The organism is Streptomyces cyanogenus (assembly GCF_017526105.1).
GTDB classification, from domain to species: Bacteria; Actinomycetota; Actinomycetes; order Streptomycetales; family Streptomycetaceae; genus Streptomyces; species Streptomyces cyanogenus.
In genome coordinates, this window is record NZ_CP071839.1 from 853,969 (window position 1) to 872,247 (window position 18,279).

At 73.5% G+C, this 18,279-nt stretch carries 17 protein-coding genes; 8 read left to right on the forward strand and 9 right to left on the reverse strand.

The genetic code is table 11. The features are described 5' to 3' along the window. Positions 1 to 22: 22 nt before the first annotated feature. Complete coding sequence (locus S1361_RS03780; RefSeq protein WP_208030424.1) at positions 23 to 1,030, reverse strand: NAD-dependent epimerase/dehydratase family protein; 1,008 nt, start codon at positions 1,028 to 1,030, stop codon at positions 23 to 25. A gap of 313 nt (positions 1,031 to 1,343) precedes the next feature. On the opposite strand from S1361_RS03780, the gene S1361_RS03785 reads away from it, so the two are divergent. Then, the gene (locus tag S1361_RS03785) at positions 1,344 to 2,237 is read left to right on the forward strand and encodes a polysaccharide pyruvyl transferase family protein (RefSeq protein ID WP_208030425.1); all 894 of its coding nucleotides are present in this window, start codon (positions 1,344 to 1,346) and stop codon (positions 2,235 to 2,237) included. 316 nt (positions 2,238 to 2,553) lie between these two features. Continuing rightward, complete coding sequence (locus S1361_RS03795) at positions 2,554 to 3,117, forward strand: hemerythrin domain-containing protein (protein WP_208030426.1); 564 nt, start codon at positions 2,554 to 2,556, stop codon at positions 3,115 to 3,117. Between the two features lie 122 nt (positions 3,118 to 3,239). On the opposite strand, the gene S1361_RS03800 is transcribed toward S1361_RS03795, so the two are convergent. Further along, the gene (locus S1361_RS03800) at positions 3,240 to 3,554 is read right to left on the reverse strand and encodes a DUF3040 domain-containing protein (protein ID WP_243769061.1); all 315 of its coding nucleotides are present in this window, start codon (positions 3,552 to 3,554) and stop codon (positions 3,240 to 3,242) included. Between the two features lie 527 nt (positions 3,555 to 4,081). Here S1361_RS03800 and dhaK point away from each other — a divergent pair. From dhaK to S1361_RS03815, 3 genes are all read left to right on the forward strand, one after another. Next, positions 4,082 to 5,074, forward strand: a complete 993-nt coding sequence (gene dhaK / locus S1361_RS03805; protein WP_208030428.1) for a dihydroxyacetone kinase subunit DhaK — start codon at positions 4,082 to 4,084, stop codon at positions 5,072 to 5,074. 66 nt (positions 5,075 to 5,140) lie between these two features. Then, positions 5,141 to 5,749: a dihydroxyacetone kinase subunit DhaL gene (gene dhaL, locus S1361_RS03810; RefSeq protein ID WP_208030429.1), complete on the forward strand. Its 609-nt coding sequence runs from the start codon at positions 5,141 to 5,143 to the stop codon at positions 5,747 to 5,749. Beyond that, positions 5,742 to 6,152 (forward strand): PTS sugar transporter subunit IIA domain-containing protein, encoded by a 411-nt coding sequence (locus S1361_RS03815; protein WP_208030430.1) that lies wholly within the window; start codon positions 5,742 to 5,744, stop codon positions 6,150 to 6,152. The genes dhaL and S1361_RS03815 overlap by 8 nt, the downstream gene beginning before the upstream one ends. Positions 6,153 to 6,176: 24 nt before the next feature. On the opposite strand, the gene S1361_RS03820 is transcribed toward S1361_RS03815, so the two are convergent. Beyond that, positions 6,177 to 6,878: a glycoside hydrolase family 75 protein gene (locus S1361_RS03820; protein WP_208030431.1), complete on the reverse strand. Its 702-nt coding sequence runs from the start codon at positions 6,876 to 6,878 to the stop codon at positions 6,177 to 6,179. Positions 6,879 to 7,324: 446 nt separating this feature from the next. On the opposite strand from S1361_RS03820, the gene S1361_RS03825 reads away from it, so the two are divergent. Continuing rightward, entirely contained in the window at positions 7,325 to 8,296 is a 972-nt protein-coding gene (locus S1361_RS03825; RefSeq protein WP_208030432.1) for a fibronectin type III domain-containing protein, read from the forward strand. Between the two features lie 181 nt (positions 8,297 to 8,477). Continuing rightward, the gene (locus tag S1361_RS03830; protein ID WP_208036431.1) at positions 8,478 to 9,017 is read left to right on the forward strand and encodes a hypothetical protein; all 540 of its coding nucleotides are present in this window, start codon (positions 8,478 to 8,480) and stop codon (positions 9,015 to 9,017) included. 7 nt (positions 9,018 to 9,024) lie between these two features. On the opposite strand, the gene S1361_RS03835 is transcribed toward S1361_RS03830, so the two are convergent. The 4 genes from S1361_RS03835 to S1361_RS03855 all read right to left on the reverse strand — a co-directional run bounded on the left by S1361_RS03835 (position 9,025) and on the right by S1361_RS03855 (position 13,405). Beyond that, positions 9,025 to 9,570, reverse strand: coding sequence for a PadR family transcriptional regulator (locus S1361_RS03835; RefSeq protein WP_208030433.1), 546 nt, complete (start codon positions 9,568 to 9,570; stop codon positions 9,025 to 9,027). 31 nt (positions 9,571 to 9,601) lie between these two features. Continuing rightward, the gene (locus tag S1361_RS03840) at positions 9,602 to 11,617 is read right to left on the reverse strand and encodes an NADPH-dependent 2,4-dienoyl-CoA reductase (RefSeq protein ID WP_208036432.1); all 2,016 of its coding nucleotides are present in this window, start codon (positions 11,615 to 11,617) and stop codon (positions 9,602 to 9,604) included. Between the two features lie 439 nt (positions 11,618 to 12,056). Further along, positions 12,057 to 12,428, reverse strand: a complete 372-nt coding sequence (locus S1361_RS03850; RefSeq protein ID WP_208030434.1) for a hypothetical protein — start codon at positions 12,426 to 12,428, stop codon at positions 12,057 to 12,059. A gap of 95 nt (positions 12,429 to 12,523) precedes the next feature. Further along, positions 12,524 to 13,405 carry a hypothetical protein gene (locus S1361_RS03855; RefSeq protein WP_208030435.1) on the reverse strand — a complete coding sequence of 294 codons (882 nt, stop codon included), beginning with the start codon at positions 13,403 to 13,405 and terminating at the stop codon, positions 12,524 to 12,526. 310 nt (positions 13,406 to 13,715) lie between these two features. On the opposite strand from S1361_RS03855, the gene S1361_RS03860 reads away from it, so the two are divergent. Continuing rightward, positions 13,716 to 15,782 carry a SpoIIE family protein phosphatase gene (locus S1361_RS03860; protein WP_208030436.1) on the forward strand — a complete coding sequence of 689 codons (2,067 nt, stop codon included), beginning with the start codon at positions 13,716 to 13,718 and terminating at the stop codon, positions 15,780 to 15,782. Positions 15,783 to 15,854: 72 nt separating this feature from the next. Here S1361_RS03860 and S1361_RS03865 read toward each other — a convergent pair whose 3' ends face one another. Together S1361_RS03865 and S1361_RS03870 are read right to left on the reverse strand one after the other, a co-directional pair. Continuing rightward, positions 15,855 to 16,646 carry a putative protein N(5)-glutamine methyltransferase gene (locus S1361_RS03865; protein WP_208030437.1) on the reverse strand — a complete coding sequence of 264 codons (792 nt, stop codon included), beginning with the start codon at positions 16,644 to 16,646 and terminating at the stop codon, positions 15,855 to 15,857. Positions 16,647 to 17,123: 477 nt separating this feature from the next. Further along, a complete protein-coding gene (locus tag S1361_RS03870; protein ID WP_208030438.1) occupies positions 17,124 to 18,185 on the reverse strand; it encodes an ABC-2 transporter permease in 1,062 nt (353 codons plus the stop codon). Between the last annotated feature and the right edge of the window lie 94 nt (positions 18,186 to 18,279).

Consider the following 18,279-nt stretch of genomic DNA (forward strand, 5'->3'; position numbering starts at 1 on the left):
CAGGGCCGGGGAGGGTCGGGGGTCAGGACTGCGGGGCCGATTCCTCCGGGTGCGGCGCCGGCTGGGGGGGTTGGGCCGCGAAGTAGGCGATGGTCTGCTTCAGGCCCTCCTCCCAGGGCACCTGCGGCGACCAGCCGAGCAGTTCACGTGCGAGGGTGGTGTCGGGGCGGCGCCGGCCGGGGTCGTCGACGGGCCGGTCTATGAAGGCGATCGGGGACCGGGAGCCGGTCAGGGCGACCACCCGGCGGGCCAGGTCGGCCATGGTGATCTCGTCGCTGCCGCCGATGTTGACGGGCCGCACCGCCCTGCTGGCCGCCACCCGGAGGATGCCGTCGACCGTGTCGTCGACGTAGCACAGCGAGCGGGTCTGGCTGCCGTCGCCGGTCACCGTCAGCGGCTCGCCGGCGAGGGCCTGGCAGATGAAAGTGGGCACCGCGCGGCCGTCGTGGGCCCGCATCCGCGGGCCGTAGGTGTTGAACAGCCGCACTATCCCGGCGTCCGTGCCGTGGGTGCCGGCGTGCGCGGTCACCAGGGCCTCGGCGAACCGCTTGGACTCGTCGTACACGCTGCGCGGCCCGACCGGGTTCACGTTGCCCCAGTAGCCCTCGTGCTGCGGGTGCACCAGCGGGTCGCCGTACACCTCCGAGGTGGAGGCGAGCAGGAAACGGGCGCCGTCGCGTTGGGCGATCGCGAGGGCGTTGCGGGTGCCGAGGCTGCCGACGTCCAGGGTCTCCAGGGGCATGCGCAGGTAGTCGGCGGGCGAGGCCGGGCAGGCGAAGTGGAGGACCACGTCGTACGGGCCCGCCAGCCGCTCGGCGCAGTCGGCGGCGGAGACGTCGCAGTGCACGTAGCGGAAGCCGGGCCGGTCCTCCAGCTGGGCGACGTTCTCGCGCCGCCCGCAGGCGAGGTTGTCGGCACAGTCGACTTCGACGCCTGAATCCAGCAGCCGTTCGCACAGGTGGGAGCCGAGGAAGCCGGCGCCGCCGGTCACGAGGGCGCGCCGCCAGGAGAACGGTTTGTCACCAGTCATGGGGGCTCTTCCTTCGTCGTCCTGCGTCACGCGTCCGCGTACCGGACGGATCGTCCGCGCACCCCGAAAGGCGCGCCGCGGGCTTTGTGCGCGTGCCGCGTCGCCGGGTCGACGTCGTCGCCCGTTGGGGAGGGATGGGACAGGGCTCAGGTCGCGCCGATCGCGCGGGACCACCCTGGTCGGCCGCCGCTGGCTGGACGGCACTGGCAGCTGGGTTCCCCTGCCAGTTGGTTTCACACGTTGGATTCTTATTCTCCGGAACCAGGGGTACTCGCGCGACTCAGGCGCCCCGATTACCACAGGGGAGACGCTCATGCACCACGACGTCACGACGGCGGTGCTGCGTGCGCTGCACGGTCCCGGCCGTCCCGTGCAGCGGCTGCTGCTCACCGGCTGGTTCAGCTTCCGGGACGGTGAGGCGACCGCCGGGGACGTGCTCGCCCAGCAGCACATGGCCGCGGCCCTGACCAGAGCGGGCATCCGCCACGACACGGCGTGGAGCCCCGGTTTCCGGCCCGGCCGGCTGTCGCTGGAGACGGCGGACCCACGGGCGTACGACACGCTGCTCTTCGTCTGCGGTCCGCTGCACGGGCCCCAAGTGGCCGCCCTGCATGCACGGTTCGGAACCTTGAGGCGACTCGCGGCCGGAGTCTCGGTGGTCGATCCGGCGGACCCGGCGGTCACCGGTTTCCATACGGTCGTGCCCCGCGACGGCACCGGCGCCCCGGCCCTGCCGGATCTCGCGGCCGACGCTCCCGCGGGCCCGCTGCCGCCCGTGGCCGGGGTGGTGCTCTCCCACGGACAGGGCGAGTACGGGGAGCGCCGGCGGCACGCGGAGGTGACCGAGCGGATCACCGGCTGGCTGGCCGGCAAGGACTGCGCGCGGGTGCCCGCCGACACCCGGCTGGCCACCGACGACTGGCGGATGTGCGCCACCGCCGAGCAGTTCCTCGCCCTCCTCCGCCGCTTCGACCTGGTCGTCACCACCCGGCTGCACGGCCTGGTGCTGGCGCTGCGCACCGGCACCCCGGTGATCGCCGTCGACCCGGTCGCGGGCGGCGCCAAGGTCAGTGCCCAGGCCCGTGCCCTGGGCTGGCCGGCACTGGTGGCGGCGGACGCGCTGACCCCGGACACCCTGGACCACTGGTGGCAGTGGGCGCTGTCCGGAGCGGGCCGGACGGCCGCCGCCTGCCACTCGATGCGCTGACCGGGTCCGGCCGGCCGTGTAGCGCGCCGTGACCGGGGCACTCGACGCCGCCGTCGACCCGGTCGCGGGCGGCGCCGAGTGCCCAGGCCCGCGCCCTGAGCTGGCCGGCACTGGTGGCGGCGGACGCGCTGACCCCGGACACCCTGGACCACTGGTGGCAGTGGGCGCTGTCCGGAGCGGGCCGGACGGCCGCCGCCTGCCACTCGATGCGCTGACCGGGTCCGGCCGGCCGTGTAGCGCGCCGTGACCGGGGCACTCGGCGCGGCGACGGCCGGCCGCTCACGGGCCGCCGCGTCTGACGCAGGAGGTAACGACCATGGGTCACGGCGGAAACGTCATCCAGGAGCTGACCACCGACCACCGCGAGGTCGAGGAGATCTTCGGCCGCATCGAAGCGCTGCCGCCCGGCTCCGCGGAACGCAAGACCCTCTGCGACCAGGCCACGATGGAGCTGGTCCGGCACTCCGTCGCGGAGGAGTCCTACCTGTACCCGGCGGTGCGCGAGCACGTGGCCAACGGGGACTCCCTGGCCGACAAGGAACTCCAGGACCACGCCAAGGCCGAGCAGCTCATGAAGGACCTGGAGCGTTGCAAGGCGGACGATCCCCGCTTCGACACGCTCATGACCGAGCTGATGACCGAGATCCGGTCGCATGTGGCGGACGAGGAGCAGAACCTCTTCCCGCGTCTGGAGGCGGCCTGTCCGCCGGACGCGCTGATGGACCTCGGCGACAAGGTCCGCCGGGCGAAGAAGATGGCCCCCACCCGTCCGCACCCCTCGGCACCGGACACTCCCCCGGCCAACAAGTTGCTGGCGCCGGGAGCCGGTCTGGTCGACCGGTTGCGCGACGCGCTGTCGGGGCGTGGCAAGGAGAGCTGACGGGGTGCTCCCCCACGGGGGCCGGGCGCGCGCCCGGCCCCCGTTCCGTGCGGCCGTTCAGTGCCGGCCGGGGCGGCGCACGGCGGAGAGTTCCACAGCCAAGGGCCTCACAGCCGCGCGCTTCACAGCCACGGGGTGGGCCGGGTACCGGAGCGGGCCCGGGGGCGGGACGCCCGGCACAGCAGCCGGAACGCCTGGAAGAGGGTCAGCGGCCAGAGCACCGCGAAGCACCACAGCAGGGCGGGCTGCGAGGTGCGGATCCCCATGACGGCGACGAATGCCGAAGCGCCCGCCAGCAGCAGTACCGACACCGGCAGCCACGTCCGGTCCCGGACAGCGCCCATGCGGCGCGCGAACCGCCGGTCCTGCCGGAGGTTCGCCTCGATCTGCAACAGCGCGAGCCGCTCGCGCGATGACAGCCCTACCTCGTCGTGCATGTCCCACCTCTCCCAGTCGTCCACGGCAACGGCACCTCCTCCGCCGACCGGCGGCCCCAGGTCAGTCCCGCACCACCGAGTTCCCCGGTCGGCCCGGCCGATGCGGAGCCGTGGCGGCCGGCACGAGCCGGGCCGGCCGGTGCCCGGGGAGACAGCCGCCCGAAGCCTTCGGCGGGTACAAGAGCCGTTCACCGCCCAGGAGTCGAGCGCCTCCGGACCCCCGTGCTGCACTGCACCCAGGCGGCGCGCCCCGGCGCTGCCCTCGCTGGTCGCCACCGTGAACGCCGACGACCGGAGGCCCCTCGACCGCTGCCAGCTGCCACCCTCCGCATGAGATCCAGTACGGACCGTGAGGTCGTGCGGTTACAGGTGTCCTTCCCTGCCGCAAGGTCGATACTTCCAAGTAGACGCAATGGGCGGACACCCGCATCAGGTGGCCGCCGGCACGGTCAATAACTGCTCTTCATGCCGGTGACCTGTGACGAAGCGGGCCACGCGGGCAAGTGCTAGCTCACGAGGAGACACCCATGCGGATGCTGATCAACGTGCCGGAGACCGTGGTGGCGGACGCGCTGCGCGGCTTGGCGGACGCGCATCCCGAGCTGAACGTGGACGTGGACAACCGGGTGATCGTCCGCCGCGACGCCCCCGTGGCCGGGCAGGTCGCGCTGATCTCGGGCGGCGGCTCCGGGCACGAGCCGCTGCACGGCGGGTTCGTCGGCCCGGGCATGCTCTCCGCCGCCTGTCCCGGGGAGGTCTTCACCTCGCCCGTGCCGGACCAGATGGCGCGTGCCGCGGCCGCCGTGGACAGCGGGGCGGGCGTGCTGTTCATCGTGAAGAACTACACAGGTGACGTGCTGAACTTCGACATGGCGGCCGAGCTGGCCGAGGACGAGGGCATCCAGGTCGCCAAGGTGCTCGTCAACGACGACGTCGCGGTCACCGACAGCCTGTACACGGCCGGCCGGCGCGGTACCGGCGCGACGCTGTTCGTGGAGAAGATCGCGGGCGCCGCCGCGGCCGAGGGACAGCCCCTGGAGCGCGTGGAGGCCGTCGGCCGCCAGGTCAACGAGAACTCCCGCAGCTTCGGCGTGGCCCTGAGCGCCTGCACGACCCCGGCGAAGGGCAGCCCGACCTTCGATCTGCCGGACGGCGAGCTGGAGTTGGGCATCGGCATCCACGGCGAGCCGGGCCGGGAACGGCGGCCGATGATGACCTCCGGGGAGATCGCCGACTTCGCGGTGAACGCCGTACTGGAGGACATGCCGCCGCGCAGCCCCGTCCTGGTCCTGGTCAACGGCATGGGCGCGACCCCGCTGCTGGAGCTGTACGGCTTCAACGCCGAGGTGCAGCGGGTGCTCCGGGAGCGCGGTGTCCCCGTGGCCCGCACCCTCGTCGGCAACTACGTCACGTCCCTGGACATGGCGGGCGCCTCGGTGACGCTGTGCCAGGCGGACGAGGAGCTGCTGCGGCTGTGGGACGCGCCGGTGAACACCCCGGCGCTGCGCTGGGGGATGTGATACGGCGGAGCAGGCGGCCGTCGATCCGGCCGCACGGTCAACAGCCCTATGACGCAAGGAGTTCCAGTGCTCGACGCCGATTTCTTCCGCCGCTGGATGACGGCGGCCGCCGCGTCCGTCGACCGCGAGGCGGAACGGCTCACCGCCCTCGACTCGGCCATCGGGGACGCCGACCACGGCAGCAATCTGCAGCGCGGGTTCACGGCCGTGACGGCCGCCCTGGAGAAGGAGGCGCCGGACTCCCCGGGGGCCGTCCTGACCCTGGCCGGACGTCAGTTGATCTCGACGGTCGGGGGTGCCTCCGGACCGCTGTACGGCACCCTGCTGCGCCGGACCGGCAAGGCGCTCGGCGATGCCGCGGAGGTCGGCGAGGAGCAGCTGGCCGCGGCGCTGCGCGAAGGCGTGGACGGGGTGATGAAGCTCGGCGGGGCGGCACCCGGCGACAAGACCATGATCGACGCGCTGGTGCCGGCCGTGGACGCGCTCGGATCAGGGTTCGCCGCCGCGCGGACCGCCGCCGAGGAGGGCGCGCTGGCCACCACGCCGCTGCAGGCCCGCAAGGGCCGCGCCAGCTACCTGGGCGAGCGCAGCATCGGCCACCAGGACCCGGGGGCGACCTCGTCGGCACTGCTGATCGCCGCGCTGGCCGACACGGCGGAGGCGGACGGTGAGTGAGGAGAAGCCGGTCGGGATCGTGCTGGTCTCGCACAGCGCGGGGGTGGCCGCCGCGGTCGCCGAGCTGGCGAAGGGCCTGGCGGGCGGGGCGGCCGCGGTGCCGGTGGCCCCGGCGGGCGGCACGGAGGGCGGCGGACTCGGCACCAGCGCCGAGCTGGTCTCCGCCGCGGCGGCCTCGGTGGACCGGGGGGCCGGGGTGGCGGTCCTCACCGACCTGGGCAGCGCGGTGCTCACGGTGAAGGCGCTGCTCGCAGAGGGCGACGAACTGCCGGACGGCACGCGCCTGGTGGACGCGCCGTTCCTGGAGGGTGCGGTGGCCGCCGTGGTCACCGCCGCGGCGGGTGCCGACCTGGACGCGGTGGAGGCCGCGGCGACGGAGGCGTACGGCTACCGGAAGGTGTGAGGGGTCCGGGACCGGACGGGCTGGTCAGTCGTCCGTGACGAAGAGCCTGGCCAGCCGTTCCCCCTCCGCCACCGCCGCCGCGTGGTCCTCGATGGGGCTGATCCGGGAGTCGCGGAAGACGATGTAGGTCACGTCCGAGGGCACCCCGCCCACGCTCGGGTCGGGGTTGATGCCGAGGCCGCTCGCGGTGGCGTAGGAGGCCTCGCCGATGATGTCGCTCGGGCCGGTGTCGCCGACGACCGCGTACTGCACCCGGTCGCCGTGGACGACGGCGGCCACGGAGCCGCCCTGTACGCCGTGCGCGCGGTAGTCCCAGCGGAAGCTCGGCGCCGGGACCACGATGTAGGGCAGGGTCTCGGCGCTCAGGTAGCGGCCGTCGGACTGCTGGAAGGCGGTCGCGGCGGCGAACATCGGGTCGGTGCTGCTGTTGCAGTGGGTGCTGGGCCGGCCGTCGCAGTCGATGTCCAGGTCGGCCTTCCAGAAGACGGCGTCGCGGGTGCCGCACACGGGAACGGTCGCGGGGCCGTCGGCGTCGGTGCGGTAGCGGCCCTCGGAGATCTCCGCGCACGTGTCTGCCCGGGCCAGCAGGTCGGCGGCGGCAACCGTCCCCTCACCGCGGGCCACGGGCCGCTCGCGGGGCGGGACGGCGGCGGCCGGCGCGGGCAGCGCCGCCGGGGCGAGCAGGGCTGCACCGGCCGCGGCCAGGGTCAGCGACGGGAAACGCACGATGGGGGACCCTCTCGTCGGGGGCATGGGGAAGAACCAGCCCACTGTGCGGCGGGTCCGGGCGCGCGGCCACGGGGGCCGCCGCGAAAGGGCCGGATGGAGCACGTCCTGACACCCCGTCAGGGGACAGGGCGGGCGAGAGGGGCAAGAGCGTGGGCGAGAGGGGCCAGACGGGGGCGGAGGGGGGCAACAGGGGCCGGGGGGTCCGGCCCGTACTGCCCGGACCCCCCGGCCACCCGCGTCGGCGCGGGATCGGTGACGACAGCGTGTCCGCGCCACAGGCATGAACTCCCCTGCCCTCTGGGGTCGTTCAGCCGTAGGGAGGCTCAGCATACGTAACGCCCGGGGACGGTCACCAGCACGGCCCCCTTGCTGCGGCCGCACCGGCCGGGCCATATTGGTCCGTACCTTTACGTGATGCCGAGGCCGTCCGGGGAGGCAGAGCCGTGCGACGCGTTCCCGTTCCGCTCGTGCTGCTGTGCGGGTCGCTGCTGCTGGTGGCGTCCTGCGGCTGGAGCCGGGCCGACGACGGCGGCGAGGGCCGGGTGCCCGGCGCTCCCGCCGGGGTCACCGCGGCGGCGGGCAGCGCCACCAGCGTGCACGTGATGTGGAACGCGGCGCCGGAGACGTCCGGGGTCCGCACCTACGAGGTGTATCGCGGCACCACAGAGGTGGCCGAAGTGCCGGGTTCGCAGCACATGGTGGACGTCACCAGGCTCAGGCCGTCGACCATGTATGCCTTCACCGTGCGGGCCCGGGACACCGCGGGCCGTCTCGGCCCGCCGAGCCGGGCGGTGCGCGCCCGGACACCGGCCGCGGCGGTGGACCGCTCGGCACCGGCCCGGCCGCCCACGACCGACGGGCGGGTGGTGAGCAGCCGCGCGGTCCAGCTGACCTGGGGCGCGTCCCGGGACGACCGGCGCGTGGTGTCGTACGACGTCTGGCAGGGCGGTGTGAAGATCCACAGCGTGGGCGGGAACCAGACCGCCACCGTCGTCACCGGTCTGCGCCCCGGCAGCCGGTACGTCTTCACGGTCCGGGCCCGGGACGCCGCCGACAACCTCTCCCCCGCCGGCCCGCCGGTCCGCCTCACCACGCCGGGCAGCGACGACGGACGGAACACCGCGCCCACCGGGTTCACCGCCGCCACCCACCGCTCCGGCGGCGCCTGCTACATCGACCTGGCCTGGGACCCGCCGCGCACGGACGGCGTGATCACCGAGTACCTGATCCAGCTGGACGGCACCGCGGCCACCTCGCTCGTCTGGGGCGGCACACCGCCGCGCGGCCGGGCCCGGCACAGCTTCTACGCCGGCACCGCCGCCGGGGAGGAACACCGGGTACGGCTGCGGGCGCGGCTGCCGGACGGCACCTGGGGCGGCTGGTCGGCGGAGCGGAAGGTGACCACGGGCGGCTGACCGGCGCACCGGCCCGGCGCTTCCTCGTGCGCCGGACGGAGGAATCCGTCACCTGACCGGGTCCCTCCCGGGTGCGGGCGGCCCCGGGGCCGCGTTGGCTGCGGTTGAGGCAGCACGGACGTTTCCCTACCCTCGGCGGCGCATGGGACGTACCGCCAACCGTGCCGCCGGAGGCCAGCCCATGCACAACTCGCGACTTCTGCTCCGCTCCGGCCTGACCCTGGCGGCTGCTGCCGCCCTCCCGGCCGCGCTCGCCGGGCCGTCCGCGGCGGCCTCGGGCATCTCTGTCAGCACCACCGGCTCCACGGTCTCGGTGGTCACCAGCGCGTGCACCCAGATCAACGGCAGCTGGGGTACGGCGGCCCTGCTCAGCAGCCGGCAGGCGAACTTCTCCCAGGGCCGGCAGGTGGCCCTGTCCGGCACCTCGGTCAGCCAGTCCGCGGCCTGGTCGTCGGTGAGCCCGGGGACGTACACCGTCGTGGTGGTCTGCTCCAGCGGCAGCACCGCGGGCAGCCAGTCGGTGATCGTGTCCTCGCCCACGCGGCCGACGATCTCCGCGACGTCCAGCCCCGCTCCGTCGCGGGGTGTGATGGGCGGTCTCGGCGGCGCCGCCCGTGACTACGGCCCGCTGACCCTGGGCATCGGCGGAGCCCTGGTCGGCGCGGGGCTCGTCGCCACCGGCTGGTTCCTGCGCCGCCGCTCGAAGCCGTACCGGCTCTGAGCGTCCTTCAGTCGGCGTCCGGCAGTTCGGCGAACTCCGCCAGGGCGTGGGTGAGCCACCGGGTCCAGAAGGTCTCCAGGTCGATGCCCGCCCGCAGGACCAGGTGGCGCAGCCGGTCCTCCGGGGCGTCCCGGCCCGGCGGGAAGTCGCGCTCCTCGATCTCCTGGTACTCGGCCAGCTGCCGCCGGTGCAGCTCCAGGTGGCGCCGGAGATCGGCCTCCAGGCCGGCGGTGCCTACCACGGCCGCCGCGCGCAGCCGCAGCAGGAGCGGATCCCGCATGGTCCTGGGGTCCTGCGCGGCGGCGGTCCAGCGGGCCAGTTCGGCGCGGCCCGCGGGCAGGACCTCGTAGCTCTTCTTCTGCCCGCGGGCCGGCTGTTCGGCCGGCAGCGTGCGGATGAACCCCTCGGCCTCCAGCTTCCCCAGCTCGCGATAGATCTGCTGATGCGTCGCGGACCAGAAGTAGCCGATCGACTTGTCGAAGCGTCGGGTCAGCTCCAGCCCGGACGAGGGCTTTTCCAGCAGGGCGGTGAGGATCGCGTGCGGGAGTGACATGGGCTCATCCTAGGGACGCGCGCCCGGCCCCCTACAGGCCCGCCGCCAGCTCGGTGCCCTGCTTGATGGCGCGCTTGGCGTCCAGTTCGGCCGCGACGTCCGCACCGCCGATCAGGTGGGCGCGGACCCCGGCGGCCACCAGCTCGTCGTACAGGTCGCGGCGCGGCTCCTGCCCGGTGCAGAGGACCACGGTGTCGACCTCCAGGACGGTGCTCTCCTCGCCGACGGTGATGTGCAGGCCGGCGTCGTCGATCCGGTCGTAGCGCACGCCCGGCACCATGGTCACGCCCCGGTGCTTCAGTTCGGTGCGGTGGATCCAGCCGGTGGTCTTGCCGAGGCCGGCGCCCACCTTGGTGGTCTTGCGCTGGAGCAGGTGGACCTGGCGGGGCGGCGCGGGCCGCTGCGGGGCGGCGAGGCCGCCGGGCGTCCGGTAGTCCATGTCGACGCCCCACTGCCGGAAGTAGGCCTCCGGGTCCTCGCTCGCCTTGTCGCCGCCGTCGGTGAGGAACTCGGCGACGTCGAAGCCGATGCCGCCTGCGCCGAGGACGGCGACGCGGTCGCCGACGGGGGCGCCGTCCCGCAGGACGTCGAGGTAGCCCAGGACGCGGGGGTGGTCGATGCCGGGGATGTCGGGGGTGCGCGGGGTGACGCCGGTGGCGACGACCACCTCGTCGTAGCCGGCCACGGTTTCGGGGGTGACCCAGGTGTCCAGGCGTACGTCGACGCCGTGGGCGTCGAGCTGGTGGCGGAAGTAGCGCAGCGTCTCGTCGAACTCCTGCTTGCCCGGCACCTTGCGGGCGATGTTGAGCTGGCCGCCGATCTCGCTCGCCGCGTCGAACAGGGTGACGGCGTGGCCGCGTTCGGCGGCGGAGACGGCGCAGGCGAGGCCGGCCGGTCCGGCGCCGACGACGGCGACCCGCTTCTTCAGCCGGGTCGGCGCGAGCACCAGCTCCGTCTCGTGGCAGGCGCGCGGGTTGACCAGGCAGGAGGTGATCTGGCCGCTGAAGGTGTGGTCGAGGCAGGCCTGGTTGCAGCCGATGCAGGTGTTGATGGCCTCCGGGGTGCCGGCGGCGGCCTTGGCGACGAAGTCGGGGTCGGCGAGCATCGGGCGGGCCATGGAGACCATGTCCGCGCAGCCGCCGGCCAGCAGTTCCTCGGCGAGTTCCGGGGTGTTGATGCGGTTGGTGGTCACCAGGGGGACCGAGACCTCGCCCATGAGCTTCTTGGTGACCCAGGTGTAGGCGCCGCGGGGCACGGAGGTGGCGATGGTGGGGATGCGGGCCTCGTGCCAGCCGATGCCGGTGTTGATGATCGTGGCCCCGGCGGCCTCTACAGCCTTGCCCAGGGTGATCACCTCGTCGAGCGAGGAGCCGCCCGGGACGAGGTCCAGCATGGACAGCCGGTAGATGACGATGAAGTCCTCGCCGACGGCCTCGCGCACCCGCTTGACGATCTCGACGGGGAACCGCATCCGGTTCTCGTACGAGCCGCCCCAGCGGTCCGTGCGCCGGTTGGTCGGCGCGGCGGTGAACTCGTTGATCAGATAGCCCTCGGAGCCCATGATCTCGACTCCGTCGTAGCCGGCCTGCCGGGCCAGGCGGGCGGTGCGGGCGTAGTCCTCGATGGTGCGCTCGATGTCGGCGTCGGTGAGTTCGCGCGGCGCGAAGGGGCTGATCGGCGCCTGGAGCGGGCTGGGCGCGACGAGGTCGCGGTGATAGGCGTACCGGCCGAAGTGGAGGATCTGCATCGCGATCCGGCCGCCCTCGCGGTGCACGGCCTCCGTGACGGTCCGGTGCTGCTCGGCCTCCGCCTCGGTGGTGAGCTTGGCTCCGCCCTCGTACGGCCGGCCCTCCTCGTTGGGGGCGATGCCGCCGGTGACGATGAGTCCCACGCCGCCGCGGGCGCGGGCCGCGTAGAACGCCGCCATCCGCTCGAAGCCGCGCTCGGCCTCTTCCAGGCCGACGTGCATCGAGCCCATCAGGACGCGGTTCGGCAGCGTGGTGAAGCCCAGGTCGAGCGGGCTCATCAGGTGCGGGTAACGGCTCATCGGGCCCTCCGTGCGCGGTGTCATCGCCTCTGTTGTAGAGGAAGCCCGACGCTTTATGCAACTAGTTGCACAACCGCTCGACGGTGACACCGGCCACGGTCACCCCCGCCGCCACCCCCGACCCTCGCCGCACCGTCATCCGCCACCCTGCCGCACCGGCATCCCGCCGCACCGGCATCCCGCCGCACCGGCATCCGCCCCTGCCCCCTCGCCGCCCGGCCATCCGGTCACCCCGGTCGACCCTCACCCCTCGCCCCTCGCCCCAAGCCCCTCGCCCCCGCCCCTCGACCCTCGACCCTCACCCCAAGCCCCTCGCCCCTCGCCCCTCGCCCCTCGCCCCTCGCCCCTCGCCCCTCGCCCCTCGCCCCTCGCCCCGACAAGGCGAACGCCCCGGCCGACGTCGAGTCGGCCGGGGCGCTGTTTCGGGGCTGTGCAGAAATCAGCGGCTTTCCAGGCGCAGGTGCAGGTCACGCTCCTGGTCGCCGGAGGCCGCGCAGGTCTCCTCCACGGTGAACATCGAGTCAAGGGTGGTGCGGAACCGGTCGACGGCCCAGTAGCCGCCCTGGACGTCCGCCTGGACGGGCGCTTCCAGGTGGACCGGAGCGCAGCCCGTTCCGCGGGCGTCCGCGACGTCGTAGGTCCCGAGCCACACCATGGGCCGGGTCTCGTGGAGCTGCTGGGGATCCTCGTCCGCGCCCCGGTCGGAGGCGAAGCACGACCGCAGTGCCTCGAAGACGACGCGGGCGTCCTCCTTCGATCCGCTGATCTCCACCGTGACGGTTTCCGGATGCGACCGCTCCGTGTCTGCCATTGATCGCTCCTTTCGTGGCCGCGCTGCGATGGAACGGGGTACCCCGCCGAACCGCGTCCATCCTCAGGAAAGCACCACGGGCCGCCGGACACACCTCAGCCGCGGGAGAACTTGTACGTCTTGCTGTCCGTGAGCACGCAGAAGCCGGGCGAGATCACGATCACGCGCAGGACCCCGCTGCGCCGGTCGTAGTCGATGCCCTCCGCCTCGAAGCTGCCGGAGCAGGAACTGCGCAGCGGCAGCTGGCGCAGCGCGGTGACATGGCCGGAGACGTCGGCGGTGCCGTTCGGGGCGGCCGACAGGTCGATCTGGAGCAGCGGCTTGGTGACCCCGAAGAGGCTGCCCTCCGGGTCGTCGGAGGAGCACAGCAGGGTGGTGGGGCCGGAGAAGTCGCAGCCCTGGACGTCGCGGACGGCGTGGTCCAGGCGGACGGTGGAGGCGTGCGGGAGGTTCGCCGACGGGGAGGTGGACGCGTTGACGCCCGGTGTCGGGAAGACCAGCAGGCGGGTCATCGTGCCCCACTCGCCGGACAGCATCCACTGCCCGTCGGGCGAGATCGCGACCCAGGAGTTGTTCAGCGCCTCGCCCGCGCCGAGCGTGTGGACGTACTCCGACCAGGCGCCTCCGGGCGCCCGCACGCGGAACATCTTGGAGTTGCCGGAGTCCCGCTGGTAGGGCTCGATGAAGTAGCCGTCGTAGGAGGCGTCGGGATCGCCGACGTGGTTCCAGCCGCGGCTGGAGACGCCGAGGGGGATGGTGCCGATGCCGGTGTAGTGGTTGGGGCTGTTCGCGGGGACCTCGACCGAGGTCAGACCCTGGCTCTCGGTCAGCGGGTCGGCGCGGTCGGAGCCGGTCTCGGTCCAGATGTCGGCCGCACCTGCGGGTGTGGGCGCGGCGAGGGACACGACGGCGGCGGTGGCGAGGGTGACGAGTCCGGCGAGGACTGCGTGACAACGTTTCCGTGCGGACGCGGGCATGGCCGACTCCTCGGCAGCGGGGGTGCACTCGGTCGGCGGACAGTCTGGCGTGGCGCCGTGGTCATGTACAGGCCAATGAAGCAACATGAGCGTGAACTCTCACGCCCGGCGGGGCCCCGCTGTACGGTCTCGGCAGGGGACCCCGCACGCCGCGCGGCACCCGCGCGGCGACTTCGGCGGACGTCCTCCGCCGTAGTGAGGGATGGTGGAGGGTAGACGGCGTCGGAGAGTCGGGTGTGAGCGCGGTAGAACCAGGGGAGTCGGCACGGGGGACGGCGTGCCGTGCGGACGGGCGAAGGCGGTGCGTGGCATGAGTGCAGCCGAGTCTCCGGCGATGGAGAACGGCGAGCCGGCGCGCCCCGGCGGTCTGCTCGACGTCCTGGGCGTGGCCTCGGTGATGCTGGACACCGACGGCCGGATCGTCCTGTGGAGCCCGCAGGCGGAGGAGCTGTTCGGCTACACGGCGCAGGAGGCCCTCGGCCAGTACGCCGCCCGTCTGATGGTGCACGAACAGCACATCCAGCTGGTCGGCAAGCTCTTCGCCGACGTGATGCGGACCGGGGAGAGCTGGGCGGGCGGCTTCCCGATCCGGCGCAAGGACGGCAGCACCCGGTTGGTGGAGTTCCGCAACATGCGGTTGCTGGACGACCAGGGGGACGTGTACGCGCTCGGGCTCGCCGCCGACCAGTCGACCGTACGGCGGCTGGAGCAGGAAGTGGCGCTGTCCGAGCGGATGGTGATGCAGTCACCGATCGGATACGCCGTCCTCGACACCGAGCTGCGGTTCGTCTCGGTCAACCCGGCCCTGGAGAAGATCACCGGGGTGCCGGCCGCCGAGCACGCGGGCCGCACACTGCGCGAGGTGCTGCCGATGCTGGACTCCACGTCCGTGGAGGCCGGCGCCCGGCGGGTGCTGGAGACCGGAGTGCCCGTGATCGACGACAGGCTGGTCGGCCGCACGCCCGCCGACCCGGACGAGGACCACACCTGGGCGCACTCGCTGTACCGGCTCGAAGACGCGATGGGCAACGTGCTGGGGGTGGCGGTCTCGGTGGTCGACATCACCGAGCAGCACCGGGCCTCGGTCGAGGCGGAGGCCGCGCGGCGCCGGCTCGCGGTCATCGCGGACGCCTCCGCCCGGATCGGTACGACGCTGGAACTCGAACGCACCGCCTGCGAGCTGGCCGAGGTCGCCGTACCGGAGCTGGCCGACGTGGCCGCCGTCGATCTGCTGGACGCGGTGGTCGAGGGCCGGCAGAGCACGCTGGGCCCGTCGGAGGCGGCGGTGATCCGGGCCCTCGCGGTGCGTCCGGCGGACGGCTCGGAGGCCGTGTGCGCCGCCGACCCGCCCGGCCAGATCGCCCGGTACGCGCCCGACCGGCTGGTCACCGAGTGCGTGCGCACCGGCGAGGCGGTGCTGGTGCCGCAGGTCAAGGACGGCGACCTGCCGCGCATCGCCCGTTCCCCCGAGGCGGCCGTCCTGCTCGGCCGCGCGGGCCTGCACTCGTATCTCGCGGTGCCGCTGATCGCGCGCGGCGAGGTGCTGGGCGCGCTCGACCTCAAGCGCACCCGCAATCCGGCGCCCTTCGACGAGGACGACGTCCTGCTGGCGAGGGAGCTGGCCGCCCGCGCGGCCGTGCAGATCGACAACGCGCGCTGGTACCAGAACGCCCGCAACACCGCCCTCACCCTCCAGCGCAGCCTGCTGCCCAGCCATCCGCCGGTGACCACCGGACTGGAGGTGGCCTCCCGCTACCAGCCGGCGGGCGCCACCAGCGAGGTCGGCGGGGACTGGTTCGACGTCATCCCGCTGGAGGGCGGCAAGACCGCGCTCGTCGTGGGTGACGTGATGGGCAGCGGCATCAGCGCGGCCGCCACGATGGGCCGGCTGCGGACCGCGACGACCACCCTGGCCGCCCTCGACCTCGACCCGGCCCGGCTGCTCGAACACCTGGACAAGACCACCTCGGCGCTGGACCACTCCATCGCGACCTGCGTCTACGCCGTCCACGACCCGCATCTGCGCCAGTGCCGGATCGCCAACGCCGGCCATCTGCCGCCCGCCCGGGTACGGCCCGGCCACCCGCCGGAACTGCTGGACCTGCCCACCGGGGTGCCGCTGGGGGTGGGCGGGGTCGAGTTCTCCACCGTCACGGTCGACTTCGCACCGGGCGACGAGCTGGTGTTCTACACCGACGGGCTGGTGGAGACCCGCCGCCACTCGCTGGACGAGCGCCTGGCCTTCATGCTGTCCCTCCTCGACGACCCGGCCCGCCCCCTGGAGGAGGCCTGCGACCTCCTCCTGCGCACCCTGCACCACCCGGACAACCACGACGACGTGGCCCTGCTGATCGCCCGGGCCCAGGAACTGGCCTAGCGCCCGGCGGGCGCACGTCACCGGGCGCGCCGCGGTGGCGCTCGAGGAACACCGCAGACCGGGCGGCTCCCGTCAGCCCTGCTGCCGTACCCCGATCACCACGTGCGCGGACAGGTCCTCGTCCACCGCCAGACGGGGCGTCAGACCGGCACGGGTGAAGGCCTGCAGGGCGGCCGGCGCCTGGTCTTCGCTGGTCTCGGTCAGCAGGCAGCCGCCGGGGGCGAGCCACTCGGGGGCCCCGGCGGCCACCCGGCGCAGCACGTCCAGGCCGTCGGCTCCGCCGTCCAGCGCGACCAGCGGCTCGTGGTCGCGGGCCTCCGCCGGCAGCAGGGCCACCTCGGCGGTGGGCACGTAGGGCACGTTGGCGGTCAGGACGCCCACCCGGCCGCGCAGTCCGGCGGGCAGGGCGTCGTACAGGTCGCCCTCGTGGACCCGGCCGCGGAAGGGGGCGAGATTGCGGCGGGCACAGCGTACGGCGGCCGGGTCGACGTCGGCGGCGTGCACCTCGGCATCGTCCAGGGCGGCGGCCAGGGCCGCGCCGAGCGCGCCGGATCCGCAGCACAGGTCCACGACCACGGCCGCGTCCGGTACGGCGGCCAGCGCCTCGTCCACGAGGAACTCGGTACGGCGGCGGGGCACGAAGACACCCGGTTCGACGGTGACGCGCAGCCCGTGGAACTCGGCCCAGCCGAGGACCTGTTCGAGCGGCAGCCCGGCGGCGCGCCGGTCCACCATGCCGGCCGCCTCCTCGGGCGTACGGGCGGTGGCGAGGATCAACTCGGCCTCGTCCTCGGCGAAGACGCACCCGGCGGCACGCAACGCGGAGACGGCGGAGGAAGGGGAGAACGGTGCGGGAGTGGGCATGGAAGCCGAACCTTTCGGGAGCGCAGAGCTTCAGGGCGCTCCCGCGGTCACCGCTGCCGGTGTACCGCGCCGTCACGAGGAGAGAGCACCCCAGCCGACACAGCGGTAATGGGACTCACCTCCTCGCCGTCGGAGCCGCGATCACCGCGGCCGGACGGCCACTTTAGCGCACGGCGGACGACGGTCTTGCGGCCATGCGGAGTTCGGAGCGGGCGGCGCGGTCAGGAGGGGGCGGGCGGGGGTGTGGGGCCGGGGGGCGGTAATGGTCGCCGGGCAGCGGGGGGCCGCGGCAGGGAGGGCCGGGTGGGGTGCTGATCACCGGGCGACGGGGCAGCCGGCAGCGGCAGGGAGCCCGGTGCGGTGCTCATCCTCGGGTGGCAGGGGCTGTGGGGCCGGACCGCTCGGGCGGATACCGGCCCGCCAGGCGCCGTGCGTCACCACCGGGTCGGCGGGTGCCGCACGGCAGGCCTCGGCGGGTCAGACGCCCACCGTCTCCTCGGCCTCCTCCTCGGCTTCCCGCGCCGTCTCCGTCCCGGCGTCCCGCCGCGGCCGCCCGGTGCCGAGGGCCACGGCTGCCTGGGGGCAGCGGGTGTGCTCGTACAGGGCGGCGATCACGGTCACCGCAAGGCCGGCCAGGAGCCAGGCGACGAGGGTCCATACGGTGCGGGCGAGGCCGTCGTTGCCGAAGTAGAGCAGGCTGCGGACGCCCTCGACGAAGCCCGCGCCGTTCCAGAAGGCGTGCAGGGTGCCGAAGAAGCCGTTCTGCAGTTCGGGCCGGAACAGGCCGCCGGAGCTCGTGAAGTTCAGCATCACGAACAGCACCATCATGGTGAGCGTGGTCCACCGCTTCAGGAAGGTGTGCAGGCCGACGCCGATGAGGAGGATGCCCGCCGAGTACAGCCAGGCCATGCCCCAGACGCCCGCGAGGTCGTGGTGGGCGAGGTGGAACACCGGCCCGGCGAGCAGCGCGCCGATGCCGCCGACCACCGCGGAGACGCCGAGCGCGAGCACGGCCCGCACCCGCATCGCGAGGGCGGCACCCGCCGCGCCGAGGGCGGCGACCGAGGCGTAGGAGCCGATGCTGACCGCGATCAGCAGGAAGAACAGGCCCTGGCCGGTGGGGTCGTCGGCGACGGGCTGGGCGACGTCGGTGACCTTCAGCGGGACGCCTTCCCCCGCGGCGACCGGCGTGAAGACCTTTTCCACGGCGGTGGCCCCCATGTCGGACGCGGCGCTCGCCACCAGCAGCTCGGGCGCCTTGGCGCTCGGCACATACGCGCCGGTCACCTCACGTGACTTCAGCAGCCGGACGGCGTCCGCACGGCCGGCCACCGTACGGACGTCGAGCTTGTCCCCCGCGGTGTCCTTGACCGTCTGCGCGAAGACCTTGGCCTTCGGGGCGGTGCCGACGACGGCGACCGGCAGGTGGTTCGGCTCCGGGGTGACGAACGCCCCCATGTACGCGAGCCCCATGCCGATGCACATCAGCAGGGGGGTGATCAGGTGCGTGAGCACGTGGCGCAGTGCCGGTGACCTCATCGCGCACATCCTCCAAAGGTTGGCTTATACAACTTTCACTCCAAGTTGTACTATACAACTACAACGTCGGAGGAGGTATTCCCGTGAGCGCAGC